Origin of the sequence: Mesorhizobium silamurunense (genome assembly GCF_014843905.1) — a bacterium.
Lineage (GTDB): Bacteria > Pseudomonadota > Alphaproteobacteria > Rhizobiales > Rhizobiaceae > Mesorhizobium > Mesorhizobium silamurunense.
The window spans coordinates 1-19003 of sequence record NZ_LPVS01000038.1 but is presented as its reverse complement, the minus strand read 5'-3'; the positions used below and the strand labels follow the sequence as shown (position 1 = coordinate 19003).

Sequence of the window (19003 nt, the reverse complement as noted above, 5' to 3'; positions counted from 1 at the left end):
CTGTCACCCGGGCGGGCTGCTTAACGTCATTCCGCTGCCCAACGGGTGATGGGCTGAGATCGCTGAGGTCGTCCCGGAGAAGCTCATGAAGCAGGCAGGACGCATCGTCATCATTACAGGCGCCGCAGGCGGGATCGGCCGAGCCCTGGTCGATATTCTTGCCGGGGACGGAGACACTGTTGTTGCGGTGGACCTTCCGGGCAGCGGCGTCGTTGATTTGGCTCGTGGTCTCGGCTACCCGCATCTCGGCCTCGAGTGCGATGTCTCGAAAGAGGAGGATATTCTCGCGCTTTACGGCCGGGTCGAAGCACAGTTCGCTGAGATCGGCGTCCTCATCAACAACGCAGCGGTGGGACCCACCATGGCTGCGACTGTCGACACCGGCGTCGACGCCTTCCGACGCGGCCTGGCAGTAAACCTAATTGGGCCGTTCGTCATGGCTCGCGAAGCGGCGAGACGCATGAGGCGAGGCGGTGCCATCGTCAACGTCGCTTCCATGGCAGGCATGGTCGGCAATCCCAAACGCAATGCCTACGCAGCCTCGAAAGCAGGCCTGATCTCGTTGACGAGGTCGCTTGCATGCGAGTGGGCGTCTTGTGGCATCCGCGTGACGGCGGTAGCGCCGGGCTACGTGCGCACGCCGATGGTCGCAGAACTGGAACGCGCGGGCAAAGTGGACCTCGCCGCCGTGCGCCGCCGTGTGCCGATGGGGCGCTTGGCGCGGTCCGACGAGATCGCCCGCGCCGTGCGTTTTCTGGCCAGCACGCAGGCGCGCTACATCACCGGATCGGTGCTCGCGGTTGACGGCGGCTGGATGTCGTTCAACCAGCCGGGGGATGCGCACCCACCGGTGGATGGGACGCCCCGAGCCGAACTCTCCCGTCCGGACGAACGCACCGACGCACGAATCGTGCTCGTCACGGGCGGCGCGAACGGCATAGGCGCGGCCATCGTTCGCCGCTTTGCCGCCAGCGGCGATACCGTCGTGATTGCTGATAGAGATGGCGCTGCAGCGGCAGAGCTCGCTGGATTGCTCGGCGGCAAGACCCCGGCCAAATCCGTGGACGTGGCCGTTGAGAGCGAGGTGGTGGCCCTATTCGAGGAGCTGCGGGGACGGTTCGGGCGCATTGATGTCCTCGTCAACGGTGCCTCCGTCGCCGAGACCTTGTTGTCGGGGATCGAACAAGCACCGGAACAGATCGAACACGTCCTGGAGGTCAATCTCACCGGAGCCTTCACCTGCGCGCGCGAGGCGCTCAAGGCGATGGGCCCTGGCGGCGTGATCCTCAACCTCGGATCGATCAACAACTATCTGCCGTTCGCGCCGCGCCATGCCTACGGCGCCTCCAAGGCGGGGATGGACATTCTGACCCGATGCATGGCGGCCGAACTCGGACCGGTGGGGATACGAACAGCCACCGTCGCTCCCGGCTACATCCGCACGCCTGCACTTGCTCAGTTGGCGAAAGCCGGCCGCATCGACTTGACAGCAATCGGACGACGAATCCCCACAGGCACGACGGGACGGCCAGAAGACGTCGCAGATGCGGCGTTCTTCCTTGCGTCGTCTGACGCCTCATACATCAACGGCTCGATCCTCTACGTGGACGGCGGCTGGACCTCGTTCGGTGATGCGGGAAACGCCTGTGAACTCTATGACGAATGTTTTGCGGAGACCGTGGGTTGATTATCGACCAATCGCCAGCCGACGGGTTGCTGCTCATCGAAGCCGAAGACGTCCAGGGCTTCTGGCTTCGGCTGCGCGCGCCTCCGCAGCGTTTCCTGCAATCGAGCATGTCATCTTCGGCCATGACGAAAACGTCCTCATCGCGGTCGCGGTTCCAACCGCTCGGGGCGCGCCCGCAACCGCCGAATGGCGAGCGGTTTGCCGCAAGAATACGCCGGCGCCAAGGGCTGGAGCGACGCTACGGCCAATGCCTTCCGTGCGCATGCCGGGCGCTGCCCCTGACCGGCAAACTCCCTCTGTAAACAAGGAAGCACCATGGAATTCGCGACCTTCATCCTTGCCGCCCAGCGCGGCTATCATCAATCGTCCGATAGCGTCATCCGCAACTCCATTGAACAGGCTGTCGTATCCGAGCAGGCTGGCTTCGATACTGCGTGGTTCGCGGAGCACCACTTCAACAATTACAGCCTGATTCCCTCGCCCTTGATGATGGTGGCGCACTGCGCCGGCGTGACGAGCACCATTCGCCTTGGCACCGCCGTCTGCGTGCTGCCGCTTTATCAACCTCAGCGCCTGCTTTCCGAGATCGGCTTCGCCGACATCGTTGCGAACGGCCGTCTCGAGCTCGGCGTCGGCTTGGGGTACCAGCAATTCGAGTTCGAGCGCTTCGGTGTAAATGTCGATGAGGCGCCGGCCGTCTTCTCGGAATACTTGGACATCCTTCTGAAGGGCCTCAATCAAAACATCTTCGAGCACGACGGCCAGTATGAGAGCATACCCCCGACAGCGATTTCGGTACGCACCGTGCAGAAGCCGACACCGCCGATCTGGATCGCCGGCGGGTCCGCGCGCATGCGGAGGGCCTATCGTGAGGGACACAATTTCTTTGTCACAGCATTCCACAATGGCTTAGCGACTTTGAGCACGCTGCGCGAATCCATCAAGAGGGCGGCGGCTTCCGCAGGTAAGAATGTCACGGACGCCAAGATATCGCTGCTGCGCTGCTGCTATGCCAGCGACGATGAGGCAGAGATCAACAGCTATCTCGACAATGCCCGCTTCCAGCGCCGGCTGTCTGAAGCACTACATCAACGACGCCAGCAGAGCCTGGACGGCTATCTGCTGCAGGAAACGCCGACGCAGCAGGACCTGTCATTCGAGACGATGCGCGAGAACCTGCCGATCGGCAGCGTGAATCGCGTGATTGATCGCCTATTGGAAGAGGTGGATATCTTGAAACCAGACCAGATCGCAATTCAGACCCAGTTGGGGGATTTCGACCAAAAGACTATGCTGCGCCAGATCGAGCTCTGGGGAGACAAGATCATCCCGGCGGTCAACAAGTCGCTCGCTCATGCCAGGGTTTGAAATCCGCAACGGCTTGAACTCTCACCTCGGCTGGTTAGTCGTTTCGAACGGCAGAAGCGCGCGGTCAACAGCAGGCAGGCAGCCGAGGTCGCTCGCAGCGACAGGTTCAGGGGACCTATATCGAAGGTCTGTCAACGAATGCCTTGCCCCGGCTTCCATCGCGTTGCTACGGCCTCCGGCCGGAACGCAGCGTTCACCGTGCGCACGGCATCGATGACGCGGGTGAAATCCTCGGCGCCTGCGACGGCGAGGACGATGACTTCGACGGCGAGCTCGATCGCATGATCATGGTCGTCGACCATGCCGGTCGCTGCGCTGGCTGCAGAGCCTGCGCCTCCGTCTGCTCGAAGACCTGCCAGCCCCATGTTGCGGCCGACAAGGTCGCCGCATGCTGGAGGATAAACCAGGAGAACGCCACCATGTTCGCCCATCACAATTGCCGGCTCAGCGCCCGCCAAAAGAGCAGATTCGACCAGCATGTGCTTGCGTGTGTGCTTTCGCGTGCGCTCGAGGAGGTCGAGGCCGGCGAGGCGACGGCGACGGGGGCGACCGGTCTTTCGCGCGCCGAGCTGCGCGACGTCCTGCCCCGCGGTTTCCCCGCTGTTGCTGTTAACGCCTTCGCCTTGAAAGAGGTGAGCGACCCCGAGCCCGACATGGAGGAAGAACTTCTGCGCGGCCTGCTGCTGGCCCATGCCCGGCCGGACGACCCGGCGAGCACCCGCTTCGCCAAGATCATCGCGCGACGTGCCATGCGCGATGATCATCTGTGGCAGGACCTTGGCCTTTCCAATCGGGCCGATCTCAGCCGCCTGCTTGCCACGCATTTTCCGACGCTGGCAGCCGGCAACACCCAGAACATGAAATGGAAGAGGTACTTTTACCGCAAGCTTTGCGAGGCGGAAGGTTTTTCGCTATGCACCGCGCCCAGTTGCGGGGAATGCAACGATTTCGAAAACTGCTTCGGCCTGGAGGAAGGCGAAAGCCGCCTCGCACGCATAAAGAACGGGATCGCTCTGGATTAAGCGCCGCTTTCGTCAGCGGTGCGAGGCCGACGGGCCTTGTTCGCCATTTAGCCATAAGCGCTTTTCCCGCCGCCGTTGTACAGAGGAGGGGATGTTCATCGCTTCGCGATATTTCGTGACGGTGCGGCGTGCTACTTCGATGCCGGTTTCCTTGAGCCGGCCGACGATGTCATCGTCGGAAAGCACGTCGTGGGGCGATTCTGAGGCGACTATCTCCTTGATCCGATGGCGGACAGCTTCGGCGGAATGCGCGTCGCCGCCTTGGCAGGAGGCGATCGAGACAGTGAAAAAATACTTCAGTTCGAACACCCCGCGTGGGGTAAGCATGTACTTGTTCGATGTCACTCGGCTTACAGTCGACTCATGCACGTTGATCGCGTCAGCGACAGTCCTGAGATTGAGAGGCCTCAGGTGGGCGACGCCATGTTCCAAAAATGCCTCCTGTTGGCGCACGATTTCAGTCGCAACCTTAAGGATCGTCTTGGCGCGCTGATCGAGGCTGCGGATTAGCCAGTTCGCGTTTTGCAAGCATTCGTTGAGAAACGCCTGATCTTTCGAATTCTGGACCGCGTGGCGCGAGACTTCGGCGAAATAGGTTTGGTTGATCAGCAGCTTGGGTAGCGTGTCTGGCTCAAGTTCGATTTGCCATCCACCGCCCGGCGAGGGCATGACCAAGACGTCGGGTATGATGGATTCCGACGCTCCGGATTGGAATCGGTTTCCAGGCTTGGGATCGAGGGCACGGATTTCCTGCAACATGTCGAGAAGGTCTTCTTCATCGACACCACAACGCTGCTTCAATGCCTGAAAATCGCGTCGCGCAAGCATTTCAAGATTTGCAACCAAAGTTGCCATCGCCGGGTCGAACCGGTCTCGCTGGCGCAACTGGATCTCAAGGCATTCGCTGAGCGTCCGCGCGAAGATTCCAGGTGGATCAAAGTCCTGCAAGGTTCCCAGAACCCGTTCCACATCAGCCGCCCGGATGTTTAGGCTCTCCGCAAGCTCCAAAAGATTTGCCCGAAGATAGCCAGTGTCTTCCAGTTGCGCGGCAAGCTGGCCAGCAATCCGCCGCTCCTGTGGTGTGAGCGCAGTGAGAGCGATCTGGCGAGCGACATGGTCGTGCAATGTTTCGGTGAGGGCGACAAACTCGTCGAAGGCAGGGCGATTGCCCGGTGAGTTGTTGGCCATGCGAAGTGTTTTCCTTTCCCTGAGCCGTTCGCGGGATTCGGCCTTGGGCGGCCTGGCAACGTCGTTTTCGCCTGCGCCGATGTACTGATCCTCCCCCGGCAAAACGTCGCCAAGAGCCTCGGCATCGTTTGAAGCAGGCTCCAAAAGCGGATTCTTCTCGAGTTCCTGCTCCACGAACTGATGCAGTTCGGCATGCGCCAGTTGCAGCAATCGTATCGACTCAATGAGTTGAGGCGAGGCAACTATAGATTGCTTCTGGCGCTGAAGCAGGCTTGCTGATGATTGCATGGTGAGCGCGATAATCCTATCGAGGAGGCTTTTGGCCGTGAGTAATGTGATCGGTGAGACGACCTCTAGGTCATGCGGCGGCCTTCAGCGCTTCAAGAACGTTCTGCGGGGACGATACGCCATAGGGGTCGGTCTCGCAGTTGTCGGAGAAACCTTCCTCCTCGAACCACTGCTCCACCACGCCGTTGTCGATCAGGGCGGCGTAGCGCCAGGAGCGCATGCCGAAGCCGAGATTATCCTTTGCGACCAGCATGCCCATTTTGCGCGTGAACTCGCCTGAGCCGTCGGGGATGAGCCCGACCTTCTGCAGGCCCAGGGACTTCCCCCATGCATTCATGACGAAGGCATCGTTGACGGAGACGCAGTAGATCGCGTCAATTCCCTCCTTCTCAAACTCGTCATAGAGATCTTCGAAATTGGGCAATTGGTAGGTCGAGCAGGTCGGGGTGAAGGCGCCAGGCAGCGAGAACAGGATGACGCGCTTGCCGGCAAAGTAGTCGTCAGATGTTCTTTCTTCCCAGCGATATGGATTTGGCCCCTGGACTGACTCGTCGCGAACACGCGTGAGAAAGGTAACGAAGGGAACCTTCTTTTGAACGGTCATCAACTTGCTCCTCTGGAAAAAACTGGTGTACTGGATTTCAGCTGGGACTGGCGCAATAGCCAGCTAGGGCCCGCGTGCCGGGGATAAGATGAGGCCCTCGCGGCTCTCGACCTCCTTTTTCCGTCTGGATGTATGGGAATGTCCTGCTCCTGGTGTTCGTTACCCGAGCGCCATCGATATGACTGAGCTGGAGGCCTCCGAGTCGCTTGGGCAATTTTTCCACGGCTATGGCGCCGGACGCGGCATCGATCACCCGCTGCTCGTACCCGGGAAAAAGTGATGGCAACCGAAAGTAGTCAGTATCGAAATAAGCGTGGGCGACCCTTTGATGGGACTCTTGGGCACTCACATGCTGATCAGAACCGGCAAACAGCAATTGCGCGAGCGCCACGTGTTGGCGTGCCGGTATCGGATCTGCCATGCGCAAACCAGCTACCAGGCAAGGCCCTCCGAAGCGGATGATTTCCCGATCTCCAGCGGGAGTGGGCACCGTCGCCTCGGACGATCGTATAGAGGTTCGCGTCTCAGCCATGGTTCGGTAGTCGCTTTCTTCGTGCTTTGATGGGCTCTAACCACGAGGAGCAAGCGGCATGCCATTTCAATTGAAGATGCCTTTGCAGCGATCCTTTTGGCTTGAAAGCCCAATACCCACACGGGCGGCACTGCAGCCATTGCACAGTGTCTGCCGCTAGCGTGTTCTTGCATGCGCAGAGGCACGGCTACCCCGAGCACCCGCCTTTAGCAGCAACCGTGAACGCGCGCTCTTCAGCAAGCGCCCTGGGCCGGACTCGGCGAGGATCGAATTCGGCTCGGGTGCGACATTGCATGCTTGAGGTTCCATTTGGTCTCCCCGAGCGTGTCTATCGGCAACCTTCTTGTGTCCGAAACTGGACAAGAATGTCGCAAGCCCGACCGAAAGGCCCACAAGGCCGGCCACCGTTAGCGGGCAAACGATGTAGCGCAAACGGAGTGCCAATCCGGCACGCAAATTGCTCCGATGATCTTGTCGGGAGACGCCAGCAATGCGTCGCAGAGCTCAGCGGCGCCGTGACGACACATGATGCAGGATCGCATTGATCTTCCGCTCAAATCAACTCGCAATGGGATGTTGCTATGACCGATATCGATCCCTTTGCCTGGCTGGCACCGTGTCGGCATTTCAAAAACGATGATTTGACGCGTCTCGCTAGCTCGCGCCGAAAGTTTGCTCCATATCTCCTGCCTGACCTTCAAACGGTGATTGAAGAGCAGATTGCAGCTCTGTCTCCCAAGCTCGTCGGCGTCCACCAGCGGCACGAGTTCAATGCCCTGAAGCTGTCGGACATGGTCATTCGCGAGGGAGAAGCCGTCGTTGCGCTGACACCCTTGGAATATCAGGACATCGATATCGGCGAAGATCTGCCTTATCCGTCTCTGCACAATGGCCTATGGTTATTCCATATCGGCGAAGAGCCTATCGCGATCTTGCAATCGCAGTTTTTTGACTACTTTGGCGGGCGAACGGTTCAAGTGGAAATTGCCTATCTGCCTGGCGAGCAGGCATCCGCCTTCTCGCGCGAATTTCTTCGCAAGATCCAGGCGGCAGGCGAAAGCTCGCGATACTACCGCAACAAGGTTCTCTCTTTCGAACCCGATGCACGAAACTCCGGGATGCCGGGAACGATGCGGGTTCATCGCCTTCCTGCCGTACCCAGGAATGACGTGGTGCTTTCCGAGGCAACTATGGCCCGTCTTGATACCCACATCTTCGACCTTTGATCGACACCGAGAGGGGCTGAAGCGCCTCGGCCAATCGACGCAAAAGGGCATTCTGCTTTACGGACCACCTGGCACAGGCAAGACGCACGTCATCCGTTATGTTTCTGCCAACCTGGTCGGGCGCACCACCGTTCTGGTCACGGCTGAGCAGATGAAGCAGATTGCCTCCTACATCGCACTGGCTCGTACCCTGCAGCCGAGCATCGTCGTGCTGGAGGACGTCGATCTGGTGGGCCAGTTGCGAGAAGACATTTATGGTCAGAAGGCCGAAAGCCTACTCAGCCGTCTGTTGAACGAGATGGATGGTCTCGCACCAGATGCAGATATCCTCTTCATCCTGACGACAAACCGACCGGAGGACATCGAGGACGCGCTCGCCTCGCGCCCAGGCCGAGTGGACGAAGCAATTGAGATCCCGCTTCCCGACGCCGGTTGCCGCGAGCGGCTGATCGGGCTGTATGGTCGGACGCTCGTCTTCGAGGACGGAGCGGTGGCCGATGCCGCCGCACGATCAGAGGGCAGCAGCGCGGCCTATGTCAAGGAAATGGTCCGCCGTCTCGCTCAACGGAGCCTTGCGCGGGATGGCGGTAATTTCGTCTCGTTCGAGGATGTGGAGGTGGTCTTCGGCGACTGCGCAGTATTGTCCAGCCGTCTCAACAGGCGCATTGTCGGCCTCAACGAGAAAACCTCAAGAAGGCGAAACGCCGAAGAAGATGAATGTAACTGCTGCGACTAAGGTTCTGCGGCACGAGTTCGCGTTGCGCTGACTTTTGCTTTGCTCTAATCAGCGCGCATGTAACACCAAGGGCGTCCCTCTGCCATGCCTGGTTCGCTTTATGCGGGCCGGAACGCATGATCTGTGGACGAAAAGTGCGCCTGGCCGTTTGGATGGTGCGAGCACTTCGATCCGCCGCACCCATTCTTCCGATCAACGGGCTTGAGCCGACATGTCGCTGTTGTATGTCATCTTTCGTCTCGCGCCCTTGCCGGCGACAGCCCCTTTGCGCTGCTTGCGCATTTCGAACCCATGTTCCGCCGCGTGCTGGCGGCCACCGCCGTCTTCATAATGGCGGTCGAAGGAATCAACTCGCGGTAATCTGGGGTATCTCGGGTCATCGTGGACGGGATGAGCGCGGAGGGTGCGGGGGCTTCGGTGCACGCTCGCCTGCTACTGCTTGCCAAGGCAAGCGGCCAGAGTTTCGAACTGGTGCTGACCCGCTTCGCCCTTGAGCGGCCATTGTTCCGTTCAGCCGGTCACGCCATGCCGACCGACCGCATCGCGGCACGCGCGACCTTGACCTGTTGGGCTTCGGTGACCAGAGCCCGAAACCGATGCTCGCGACGTTTCGAGAAATCCCTGGCACAGGCCGCAGACGATGGCGTGGAATTCGATGTCGACGCACTTCGCGTCGATCGTATTCGCGAAGAGCTGGAATATGGCGGGCTGCGGCTGCGGACCATAGCCTGTCTCAGCGGTGCCCGGATCAGCCTGACGATCGACATTGGTGAGGGCCATGATTATGCCAGAAGTTGCGTCGGCACGCCGAGCGCCGGACCGGCCTCAGCAAGACGCTGGTCCAGAGTGTGGACCGTGGCGCCGTGTTCCGACGCGGTCGCGAGATGCAGTGCGTCGCCGGCGCGCAGCCTGAGCATGTGCTGATCGAGGAATCTCGCTGCCGCCCGGAAATGCCCGCCCGTGACCAGCAGCACGGTGAAGCTCTCGGCGACCAGATTGTTGAACATCGCGAGCGCCGCGGCACGCTGCTCCAGGTTAATCTGCCCAGTCCGTAGCTTGATCGCCATGGCAGAGGACATCTCGGTGATCGTCCAGTCGCTGATATGAAGCTGCGCGGGATCCTGGTCCGCGAGCCACACCTGCGCGCGCGGGGTCATCGCTTCATTGGAGAGTGCCGCGACGATCAGCGACGTGTCGAGATAGAGCATCAGTAGCGATCGCCATCTCGCATCGACCGTACCAGATTGGCGGCATCCTCCGCCTGCGGTGGCATGGTTGCCGTTAGGGATCGGAGCAGGGCCGCATCGATCCGTTTGCGTGGCCTAGTCACCGCTGTGAGGCGCGCGACCGGCTTGCCACGCCGGGTGATCTCGATCGAATCCCCAGCCTCAACTCGGTCGACGAGTTCGCTCAGATGTGCCTTGGCGTCCGCCAGATTGATCGCGTCCATGTCACGGCTCCTGACCATGTAGATGGTCATATAGCATAGGGGGTTTCAAAACCCAACGGGAGGCTCGATAAGGTTGGATTTTTTCCGAGACGACTTGGAAGGGAACATTCTTCTCTCGGATCAAATACAGCAGCGCTGCCAGCTCAGCATCTTCAACGGAAGACAAGAATACAATTTGGGGCATACGGCGCAGAATTGCCCTCGTGGCTTCCGCGTTTCCTGGGTTGATCCGATTAAATTCAGCAATTCGATCGATTGCCTCCCGCGATCGTCTCTGATGGCTTGAGCGGTCGTTATCCGTCCACTGCGCGATATCGTTATTTTGGTCTAACGCGGTGACGGTGGCCGGCGCTGGAAGACAAGATCGTCCAAAGCGCGGTGGCCGAGGTGCTGAGTGCTATCTCCGAGGCCGACTTCCGGGGGGTTCTCCTACGGCTTCCGGCCGGGACGGAGAGCCCCCACATGGCGTTGGATACCCTGCATGATCGCTGATCCTCGTATCCTACGGCTCATTGGGCTGTGGTTGCGGGCTGGCGTCCTTGAGAGCGGCGAGAAGCAAGAGACGGACAGGGGCACCCCGCAAGGGGCGGGCATCAGTCCGCTCCTCGCCAATATCGTCCTGCATTACATCCTCGATCTCTGGGCCCACCAACGGCGTCGTCGCCATGCACACGGTTGCGTTGTGATCGTGCGTCACGCTGACGACTTCGCCATGGGCTTTGAGAAGAAGGCCGATGATCCCGGCTCGCCGGCGACGCACTGGTCGGAGAATACGAGAACTCATCACTGAAAGCCGTCGATATCCCCTCTCCGCATTGTGAGAGAGGAGATTCCGGCCACTGCGTATTGCGGTCAAGGTGCTGAACAAATTTGACCGCAGTATAATCTCTCGACATGAGCGAGACCGCGGTCATTTGCCTCAATGACTCCGTCCGGCGCGAGCTTGCCGTTGCAGGGCGAAGCACGGCAGCAACTAGGAAGTCCAGTCGATCGCCAACAGCTGGGGCGACATCATGGATGATCGTGAGACATTGGAGGGCATTCGACTTGTTCAACCGCACAGGCTCGATGTTTGCCGGTGTTATCTGCTCTATACACTTATGCCGCCTCCCAAGAAATCCGAACGGCCAGGACAGCTTCCAGTCAATGTTTGCGCAACTTGGTGCGCCGTGCCGGAACGTCCGTGGTGAACACGCGCGTGCACCGCCGGCGAAGCCTGCGGCGGGACGCCGAAGGAGCAGAACCATGAAGGAGATGGCGCCATAGGCCATCCGGAGTGCGCCCTCGCGGGCGAGAAAGCCGTTATGGCGAACAGAATGAATTCAGTTCATTGGTGTCCGCCATGAAAGTGCCGCCGCATGTAGGCTTATGGGCCGGCAACTGGCTTGGATCGGCGCCAGAGAAAAGGACGGCATCGCGGCCGTCCTTCCGTAGTCTGTAAGCTTTCTTGCCGGATCAGAAATCCATCCCGCCCATGCCGCCGCCGGGCATACTGCCCGGCACGCCGCCAGCGGCTTCCTTCTTAGGAGCCTCGGCGACCATGGCTTCGGTGGTGACGAGCAGGCCGGCGACCGAGGCCGCGTCCTGCAGAGCCCTGCGAACGACCTTGACCGGGTCGACGATACCCATGGCGATCATGTCGCCATACTCGCCGGTCTGGGCGTTGAAGCCAAAATTCGCATCCCCGTTGTCGAGGATCTTGCCGGCGACGATCGCAGCTTCGGCACCGGCGTTGGCCGCGATCTGGCGGGCCGGAGCCTGCAGTGCACGACGCACGAGGTTGATGCCGGCGGTCTGGTCGGAGTTGGCGCCGGTTGCCTTGATGGTCAGCGAAGCGCGCAGCAGGGCAACGCCGCCGCCGGGGACGATGCCTTCTTCCACGGCCGCGCGGGTCGCGTTGAGGGCGTCATCGACGCGGTCCTTCTTTTCCTTGACTTCGACTTCCGTCGCACCGCCGACGCGGATCACCGCAACGCCGCCCGCCAGCTTGGCGAGACGTTCCTGCAGCTTCTCCTTGTCGTAGTCCGACGTGGTCTCTTCGATCTGCTGCTTGATCTGGGCAACGCGGCCCTGGATCTCGGCCTTCTTGCCGGCGCCGTCGACGATGGTGGTGTTCTCCTTGGAGATCGACACCTTCTTGGCGCGGCCGAGCATGTTGAGGCCGACATTCTCGAGCTTGATGCCGAGATCTTCGGAGATGACCTGGCCACCGGTGAGGATGGCGATGTCTTCCAGCATGGCCTTGCGGCGGTCACCGAAGCCCGGCGCCTTGACGGCGGCGATCTTCAGGCCGCCACGCAGCTTGTTGACGACCAGCGTGGCCAGAGCCTCGCCTTCGACGTCTTCCGAGATGATGAGCAGCGGCTTGGAAGTCTGCACGACGGCTTCGAGAACCGGCAGCATGGCCTGCAGGTTGGAGAGCTTCTTCTCGTGCAGGAGGATGTAGACGTCCTCGAGCTCGGCAACCATCTTGTCGGCGTTGGTGACGAAGTAGGGCGAGAGATAGCCGCGGTCGAACTGCATGCCTTCGACGACTTCCAGTTCGGTCTCGGCGGTCTTGGCTTCCTCGACCGTGATGACGCCTTCGTTGCCGACCTTCTGCATCGCTTCCGCGATCATCGAGCCGACCGACTCGTCGCCATTGCCGGCGATCGTGCCAACCTGGGCAACCTCTTCCGAGGTCTTGATCTTCTTGGCGTTCTTGATCAGCGTCCCAACGACGTCGGCAACCGCGAGGTCGATGCCGCGCTTCAGGTCCATCGGGTTCATGCCGGCGGCAACCGCCTTGTGGCCTTCCTGGACGATCGACTGGGCCAGGACTGTCGCGGTCGTGGTGCCGTCGCCGGCGATGTCGTTGGTCTTCGAAGCGACTTCGCGGACCATCTGCGCGCCCATGTTCTCGAACTTGTCCTCAAGCTCGATTTCCTTGGCGACGGTGACGCCGTCCTTGGTGATGCGCGGGGCGCCGAACGACTTGTCGATGACGACGTTGCGGCCCTTGGGGCCGAGGGTGACCTTCACCGCGTCGGCGAGGATGTTGACGCCGCGCAGCATGCGCTCGCGGGCATCACGGGAGAATTTTACGTCTTTTGCAGGCATTGTAAGCTCCTGTCAGGGGTTCGGGATCGAACCCGCAGATTCAAGATTCAGTTGACGGTGAGGCCGATATTCAGCCGATGATGCCCATGATGTCGGATTCCTTCATGATCAGAAGGTCTTCGCCATTGAGCTTGACTTCGGTGCCGGACCACTTGCCGAACAGGATGCGGTCGCCGGCCTTGACGTCGAGCGGCACGAGCTTGCCGGCTTCGTCGCGGGCGCCGGAGCCGACGGCGATGATCTCGCCTTCCTGCGGCTTCTCCTTCGCCGTATCCGGGATGATGATCCCGCCGGCGGTTTTGGATTCGGATTCGACCCGGCGAACGACCACGCGGTCATGAAGCGGGCGGAATTTGGACTTTGCCATTTTTTGATGTTCCTAGTGCGTATGTTGAACTGTTCTCCGTTGCCGGAGCGTGCGAGTGCTAGCATGGCGCTGAGGGCGGTCGGCAGCGTTCGCATCTTCCCCGCCTGTGAAAGCAAGTGGATCGGGGGCAGCGCCGAGCTGGCTGAGCAACTTTCTTTACGTTGCCAAAGCCTTACTCCAGAGCCATCTGTGATGGGTACGGCCCGCCGCGGCGGTATGTTTTGGTGAGATGATCAGGGCACGTCTTCTCCTTGGTCGGTCACTTGTTTTCGGATGTGACGAGGCTGGGCTGGACGCTTGGGCCGGCTTTTGCACAACCACGTCAAGGTATGGTTTCGCCTCGGAAATGTGCCCCGGCTCGGCCGGTTTCACTTAAGCGCTGCTGCGCCAGCTGCCGCTAAGCACTTTCGGCAAAACCCGATTGAGATTCATCGGATGACCGATAAGCGATGTGGACCGTTTCGGTCGCCAACGAACGCGAAAGATAGCGCGACTTCATGAACGAGCTTGTTTCCTCTCAGAGAAGGGCACACGGGTTTTACAGAAGTGATCATCGCTCGTATTGCTCCTTTGCGCACAGTCACCCCTACCTCAGTGCAAAGGCCATGCCAGAGCGCTCAGCGCGCAGTAAGAGCCTGAAATGCTTCGACAACCTCCGCAGTGCCCCAAATGGCCGGTGCGATGAAACCGACATGTTTTCTGCAGCGTCAGGTTTCGGACACAGGTCACGCGATTCGCGCCGCCAGAAAAGTGTGGCCCCATCCGCGCGGTCCCGAGCGCCAAGACCGTGAGAGCACGCGCGACATGCAGCCTCTGCCCGTCTTTCCGACCATTCGCCCCAGTGCCATTAGCGGGTTGGTCCGCCACTAACGCTCACCGAATGCCTCATTTCTATCCCACCGCGGCTCCTCACCGGCGAACAGACGATCCAGAAGACGTCGGTGGATTTCCGATTGGGCGAAGGGCGGGAGGCAGACCGTGCCATTCTGCCGGCAATAACGGGCATGGCGCTCAGCGAGTTTCTTGTGCTCGCGCAGATCGTCCATGTGATGTATCGGTCGGCCTCCATCCACTTTCGTTGGACCCGACGGCGAGTGTGCTGACGAGGCAGGCAGCTCAGTGAGTTTGGGAAGATGCGCAAGATCAGCGCCCGCCGACGGGTCTTCGTATGATCCGGCTCGATTCGTCTGTAGAGTAGGGCTGTCTGGAAGTGGGAGGGGGCACGAGGTGCTCCGGTTCAAGCGTCGAGTCGATGCCGAGGATAAGATCGCTCATTTCCTGTTGGCCATTCAGGAATGTTCGGCGTTGTCGGATAGCCGACAATGTCGGGTCCACGACATAGCAGAGTATCCGAAAAACGGTAGGACTGATGAGAAGTCGTTCCCACGGTCCTAAAAACCGCTGACTTACGCCACCTCCAAGGCGTGACCGCCCGGCAGCGAGCTCAGTCTCCTGTCGGGCATTCGGTTTCAGGCATTTCCTGGAAGCCTAGGTGTCTGGTCCCGGAGTGTAGGGGAATCATCGCTGAACGTGTCCGCGAAAACAGGGATGCAAAGACGGTCGTGGTTGGATTGTGCTGGGTGACAGGAGGGAAATTCCTCAAGCACCTCATCGATCTTTTCGGCAAACTGTGTCCGGATGTAAGTCTGACAATTGAGGATATTCCAGCTGGGCAGTGCTTGCCAGCCATACGCCGCAGGCGCCTCGACATTGCGTTCACGCACGACCTTGATGCCGCCACAGCCTGTTGCAGCGAGGTGTTTTGGTAGGAACGCCTCTTCGTTCTACTGCCGTCTTGTCATTACTTATCGAGAAGCCGGTGCTCACCTGGTCCGACCTTGCGGATATGTCCCTGCTCGTTCGGTTCGGGTTGGAAGGACCCCCGTTGGATCTGCGCTTGCTGGAACGAATTGCGGAAGCTGGCGGGCCAGCTGTTCAGACGTGTCGGGCGAACCAGGCGACGGTAATCTTCAAGGTGCAGCTTGGGCAAGGCGTCACCTTGGCCGAGGAAAGCTATGCCAGAACAGTCACCATCGATTCCGCGACGTGGAAGCCTCTGATGGCCATTACAGTGTCAGCTCAATCAGAGCTGTCTGGCTCGAAATATCGCTCACCCGCATGGGCGCTTTAAGGCGGACAATGGCGTCGCCCTCGTCGCTGCTGCAGTTGCAGGCAGTCCTCCGACGCGAGTGGTAAAGACGAGTGATGCGTACGCCTCAGCCTTTGTGAACAAGATATGCGGCGTTGCTAGTGTCGCATGGCCGCAAAAATCAACCTCACGCCGCGGGGGCAAACCAACGCAAGGCCCCACGCACCATCGGGTCGCGCTTTGACAAAGGCCGTCTCGGCCGAGTTGTTCTCCTGCGCAATCGCAAGCATCAGCTGATCCGGCAGCCAGTCGTCAAGCACAAGAACGGCGGAGGGCGCCTGCCGAAAAGACGATCGGCGAAAGCATCGACGCGATGCGCATAGAGAGCGCTCCTCGCTGTGGTTGGTTTCGTTCGCGCTTTGCCGCTGGCTTGAAGTCAGTACCCATTATCGACCCTGGCCGTGGAGTATTTGAGGACCGCGATTGTTGAGGGCGCAACATATTGGATGCGCAACTTCGTGCACACATTTCTTTGGGGTATGGACTCCCTAGCTGGCACCTGACAGTCGGGCAATATTTTTATACTACAAGTATCCCACACGTCGCTACGATAAAAGAGATATGGCCTCGATTGCCGGCAGCTAACAGCGTCTGTGATCGTTACGATGCTTGTTGCTTGGCGTCATAGCGCGCCTGCGCCGCCAATACCTGCCCGATGTTTTCCTCAGCCCAGTGCGTAATCTCAATGATCTTCTTTGCAAGCGTCAGACCAAGCGGCGTTATTGAATATTCCACCGTAACGGGAACGGTAGCAAAAGCCCTGCGCTCAATAAGGCCGTCGCGCTCCATCTTTTTCAACGTCTGGGACAACATCTTCTGCGCGACTCCTTCAATATCCCTGCGCAACTGATTGAAACGCATAGGATTCTCTGAGAGTCGAGCAAGAACAAGCACTACCCACTTGTCCGAAAGACGGTCCAGTACGAGCCTGGTCGGGCAATGTTCGCAAAATACACTTGGGCTCACGTGCTGCAACGGCGCGGTTCCTTCGATGGTACCTGGTGTGCTCATGGTTCCCTCTTAACACATGGTAGCCGATTGACTAGATAGTATCGTGTTAACAGCAGGTATCATTTAGGTACCATTTCCGGAGAAATACAGCATGTCAGGAAAGATTCTCGTGATCGGTGCGACCGGCAACGTGGGGCGACCGCTCGTCCGCGAACTTGTCGCTGCCGGTGAACAGGTGAAAGCGGCCTCCCGCGCCGCGACGGTCATTTCCGGCGCGGAAGCCATCCGGTTCGATCAAGCCGATCCGTCAACCTACCAGGACGCTTTCAACGGGGTGGACCGCGTCTATGTTCTCGTGCCGAGTGATCGCCTCGACGTTGCCGACTACCTCACGCCGATCTTGCAGGCGGCGATCGAAAGAAATGTAAAGGTTGCGCTGCAGACCGCTCTGGGCGTCGATGCCGACGAGAGGACGCCCTACCGCCAGGCCGAGCTCTTCCTCGAACGTAGCGGTACGCCGTTCGTGATCGTACGGCCGACATGGTTTTCGGACAACTTCCACCTGTCCTGGCTTCCTGGGATCAAGGCTCAGGGTGTGATCGCCGTGCCGGCCGCGGACGGTAAGTCGAGCTTCATCGACGTCCGCGACATCGCGGCGAGCGCTGCGTCCGCCCTCAGGAGCAATCAGTTTGACGGCAAAGCGTACAATCTGACGGGGCCGGCCTCGCTCAGCTACCACGAAGCAGCAAAAATTCTCTCCACGGTCGCAGGCAAGGAGGTCCGGTATCACCCTGTTGACGATCAGACTTTCATCGGGATTTTGACCGGCGTCGGCATGCCAGCCGACTTTGCAAGCCATCTCGCCTCGCTTTTCTACCCTGTTCGCGAAGGGTGGACAGCTGTTGTTGCCGACGGCGTCGAAACCTTGACCGGCAAACCCCCGCGGTCGCTTGAGACCTACGCGACGGATCATGCGGCGAAGTTCAAGAACTAAGGAAACCTGCACGACGCAAAACGCGGTGCGCGCTGAGGTGAATTGAGGACGACGGTGCGCCGCAGTCCTCGATTCATTCAGCGCTTCTGCAGCCACTTTACTACATAGGGAACCAAAATGACGATCAGCAAAACTGTGGTGCTCGCTCCGAGGCGCGTGGAGGCGTCCGCCAACAAACAAGGCCGTCGAGGCTCAGCCTCACGGAGCGCCAAGCCATGAAACGCATTCAATATCATCGATATGGCGGGCCGGAGACGATGCGGCTTGAAGACTTTGAGTTGGAAGAGCCAGGCGCCGGCGAGGTCGCGGTGAAAGTCAAATTTGCCGCCATCAATCCCGTCGACTGGCAGGTGCGCAGCGGTCGGATGAAGATCATGACGGGGAAAGCATTTCCCCGTGCTATGGGCATCGATTGTTCTGGTACAGTTATCTCGGTGGGGCCCGGCGTGACGCGTGTCAAGCCGGGGGATGCCGTGTTCGGCATGGCCCGCTTCAAGCAAAGCGGCGCCTTCGGCAGTGCCATGATCACGAACGAGTCCTTCCTGGTTCGGAAGCCCGATGCACTGTCCTTCGAGAATGCGGCTTGCCTGCCTACCCCCAGCGTCACGGCGTGGAACGGACTCGTGGACAAAGCGAGCCTGAAGGCCGGTCAACAAGTGTTCGTCAATGGTTGCACTGGAGCCGTTGGCGCGGCGACGGTGCAGATCGCCCGGATGCTGGGGGCGACGGTCTCGGGCAGTTGCAGTGCAGGTGCGATGCCAAGAGCTCGCGCGCTGGGCCTGCAGGGCGTGTACGACTATCGGACCACCGACTTCTCGCAGCTCGGCGAGCGGTTCGATGTCGTCTACGACGCAGCCGCCACAATGCCCACAGTGGCGGGCCTCTCGCTCCTGCGCGGGAAAGGCGTATTTATCGACCTGGCGCCGACGCCTGGCAAGTTCCTGCGATCGTTCGTGAACCGCAAGCTCAAGCCGATCATCTGCAGCCCGAGGGCCGAGATCCTCGACCGTTTGGCGCGGGCAGCAGGCGAGGGAAGCCTGCTGCTTCCTGTCGCCGATACCGTGCCCCTGAGTGACGCCATTGGACTGATTGGCGATATTGAAGCCGGGAAGAAGGTCGGCGGAAAGGGCCTCATTGCAATGGATTGAATGCACGGCTCAAACAATTCCAAGCAGGAACTCCTCTTGAACACGACGGCGGCTGAAGGCTTTTCGGTTCGAAACGTAGACGCTCGCACCGCAAGCTGGGCTTTCAGGACCGCTGTCCTCCTCCTAGAGGGCAGGACAAAGCAGATGGGGTTGTCTAATCGCCGCTGGGACGTCAAGCATGTAATTGCGTCGAG

19 protein-coding genes and 1 pseudogene are annotated in these 19003 nt (G+C 60.0%); 10 read left to right on the top strand and 10 right to left on the bottom strand.

Annotated elements, in window-relative coordinates:
- Positions 1-85: 85 nt before the first annotated feature.
- Both AU465_RS10650 and AU465_RS10645 read left to right on the top strand, forming a co-directional pair.
- Entirely contained in the window at positions 86-1687 is a 1602-nt protein-coding gene (locus tag AU465_RS10650; RefSeq protein WP_192246682.1) for an SDR family oxidoreductase, read from the top strand.
- A 315-nt stretch (positions 1688-2002) separates the two neighbouring features.
- On the top strand, positions 2003-3055 hold the full coding sequence (locus AU465_RS10645; protein ID WP_192246680.1) for an LLM class flavin-dependent oxidoreductase: 1053 nt from the start codon (positions 2003-2005) through the stop codon (positions 3053-3055).
- 131 nt (positions 3056-3186) lie between these two features.
- Here the strand turns inward: AU465_RS10645 and AU465_RS10640 are convergent, their stop codons facing one another.
- On the bottom strand, positions 3187-3357 hold the full coding sequence (locus AU465_RS10640) for a hypothetical protein (RefSeq protein ID WP_192246678.1): 171 nt from the start codon (positions 3355-3357) through the stop codon (positions 3187-3189).
- A 117-nt stretch (positions 3358-3474) separates the two neighbouring features.
- Between AU465_RS10640 and AU465_RS10635 the strand changes: the two genes are divergently transcribed.
- Positions 3475-4077: a nitrogen fixation protein NifQ gene (locus tag AU465_RS10635; protein WP_192246676.1), complete on the top strand. Its 603-nt coding sequence runs from the start codon at positions 3475-3477 to the stop codon at positions 4075-4077.
- Between the two features lie 12 nt (positions 4078-4089).
- Here the strand turns inward: AU465_RS10635 and rpoN are convergent, their stop codons facing one another.
- Positions 4090-5553 carry an RNA polymerase factor sigma-54 gene (gene rpoN, locus AU465_RS10630; protein WP_192246674.1) on the bottom strand — a complete coding sequence of 488 codons (1464 nt, stop codon included), beginning with the start codon at positions 5551-5553 and terminating at the stop codon, positions 4090-4092.
- A 70-nt stretch (positions 5554-5623) separates the two neighbouring features.
- Positions 5624-6157 (bottom strand): peroxiredoxin, encoded by a 534-nt coding sequence (locus tag AU465_RS10625; protein ID WP_192246672.1) that lies wholly within the window; start codon positions 6155-6157, stop codon positions 5624-5626.
- A 1113-nt stretch (positions 6158-7270) separates the two neighbouring features.
- Here AU465_RS10625 and AU465_RS35940 point away from each other — a divergent pair.
- From AU465_RS35940 to AU465_RS37740, 3 genes and pseudogenes are all read left to right on the top strand, one after another.
- Positions 7271-7915 carry a hypothetical protein gene (locus AU465_RS35940; RefSeq protein ID WP_210325059.1) on the top strand — a complete coding sequence of 215 codons (645 nt, stop codon included), beginning with the start codon at positions 7271-7273 and terminating at the stop codon, positions 7913-7915.
- Positions 7890-8651 carry an AAA family ATPase gene (locus AU465_RS10620; RefSeq protein ID WP_210325058.1) on the top strand — a complete coding sequence of 254 codons (762 nt, stop codon included), beginning with the start codon at positions 7890-7892 and terminating at the stop codon, positions 8649-8651. The genes AU465_RS35940 and AU465_RS10620 overlap by 26 nt, the downstream gene beginning before the upstream one ends.
- 390 nt (positions 8652-9041) lie before the next feature.
- A pseudogene (locus tag AU465_RS37740) lies at positions 9042-9428 on the top strand (nucleotidyl transferase AbiEii/AbiGii toxin family protein); the annotation flags it as partial.
- A gap of 5 nt (positions 9429-9433) precedes the next feature.
- Here AU465_RS37740 and AU465_RS10610 read toward each other — a convergent pair.
- Genes AU465_RS10610 through AU465_RS10600 form a run of 3 tightly spaced genes read right to left on the bottom strand, consistent with a single transcriptional unit; the run spans position 9434 to position 10348 of the window.
- On the bottom strand, positions 9434-9859 hold the full coding sequence (locus AU465_RS10610; RefSeq protein ID WP_192246669.1) for a type II toxin-antitoxin system VapC family toxin: 426 nt from the start codon (positions 9857-9859) through the stop codon (positions 9434-9436).
- Positions 9859-10101 carry a type II toxin-antitoxin system Phd/YefM family antitoxin gene (locus AU465_RS10605; RefSeq protein ID WP_192246667.1) on the bottom strand — a complete coding sequence of 81 codons (243 nt, stop codon included), beginning with the start codon at positions 10099-10101 and terminating at the stop codon, positions 9859-9861. The genes AU465_RS10610 and AU465_RS10605 overlap by 1 nt, the downstream gene beginning before the upstream one ends.
- A 1-nt stretch (position 10102) precedes the next feature.
- On the bottom strand, positions 10103-10348 hold the full coding sequence (locus AU465_RS10600; RefSeq protein ID WP_312891239.1) for an RNA-binding protein: 246 nt from the start codon (positions 10346-10348) through the stop codon (positions 10103-10105).
- 234 nt (positions 10349-10582) lie between these two features.
- Here AU465_RS10600 and AU465_RS10595 point away from each other — a divergent pair, with 234 nt between their 5' ends.
- Entirely contained in the window at positions 10583-10891 is a 309-nt protein-coding gene (locus AU465_RS10595; protein WP_246505975.1) for a reverse transcriptase domain-containing protein, read from the top strand.
- Between the two features lie 665 nt (positions 10892-11556).
- Here AU465_RS10595 and groL read toward each other — a convergent pair.
- Positions 11557-13200 (bottom strand): chaperonin GroEL, encoded by a 1644-nt coding sequence (gene groL, locus AU465_RS10590; RefSeq protein ID WP_192246665.1) that lies wholly within the window; start codon positions 13198-13200, stop codon positions 11557-11559.
- A gap of 70 nt (positions 13201-13270) precedes the next feature.
- The gene (gene groES / locus AU465_RS10585) at positions 13271-13567 is read right to left on the bottom strand and encodes a co-chaperone GroES (RefSeq protein ID WP_006203049.1); all 297 of its coding nucleotides are present in this window, start codon (positions 13565-13567) and stop codon (positions 13271-13273) included.
- A 1885-nt stretch (positions 13568-15452) separates the two neighbouring features.
- On the opposite strand from groES, the gene AU465_RS10580 reads away from it, so the two are divergent.
- Positions 15453-15698 (top strand): hypothetical protein, encoded by a 246-nt coding sequence (locus tag AU465_RS10580; protein ID WP_192246921.1) that lies wholly within the window; start codon positions 15453-15455, stop codon positions 15696-15698.
- Here AU465_RS10580 and AU465_RS37735 read toward each other — a convergent pair.
- Positions 15678-15878 (bottom strand): PhzF family phenazine biosynthesis protein, encoded by a 201-nt coding sequence (locus AU465_RS37735; RefSeq protein WP_376774843.1) that lies wholly within the window; start codon positions 15876-15878, stop codon positions 15678-15680. The genes AU465_RS10580 and AU465_RS37735 overlap by 21 nt on opposite strands.
- 438 nt (positions 15879-16316) lie before the next feature.
- Positions 16317-16727, bottom strand: a complete 411-nt coding sequence (locus tag AU465_RS10570) for a winged helix-turn-helix transcriptional regulator (protein ID WP_192246663.1) — start codon at positions 16725-16727, stop codon at positions 16317-16319.
- A 91-nt stretch (positions 16728-16818) separates the two neighbouring features.
- On the opposite strand from AU465_RS10570, the gene AU465_RS10565 reads away from it, so the two are divergent.
- Entirely contained in the window at positions 16819-17661 is an 843-nt protein-coding gene (locus tag AU465_RS10565) for an SDR family oxidoreductase (RefSeq protein WP_192246661.1), read from the top strand.
- Between the two features lie 215 nt (positions 17662-17876).
- Entirely contained in the window at positions 17877-18809 is a 933-nt protein-coding gene (locus AU465_RS10560; RefSeq protein WP_192246659.1) for an NAD(P)-dependent alcohol dehydrogenase, read from the top strand.
- The last annotated feature ends 194 nt before the right edge of the window (positions 18810-19003 follow it).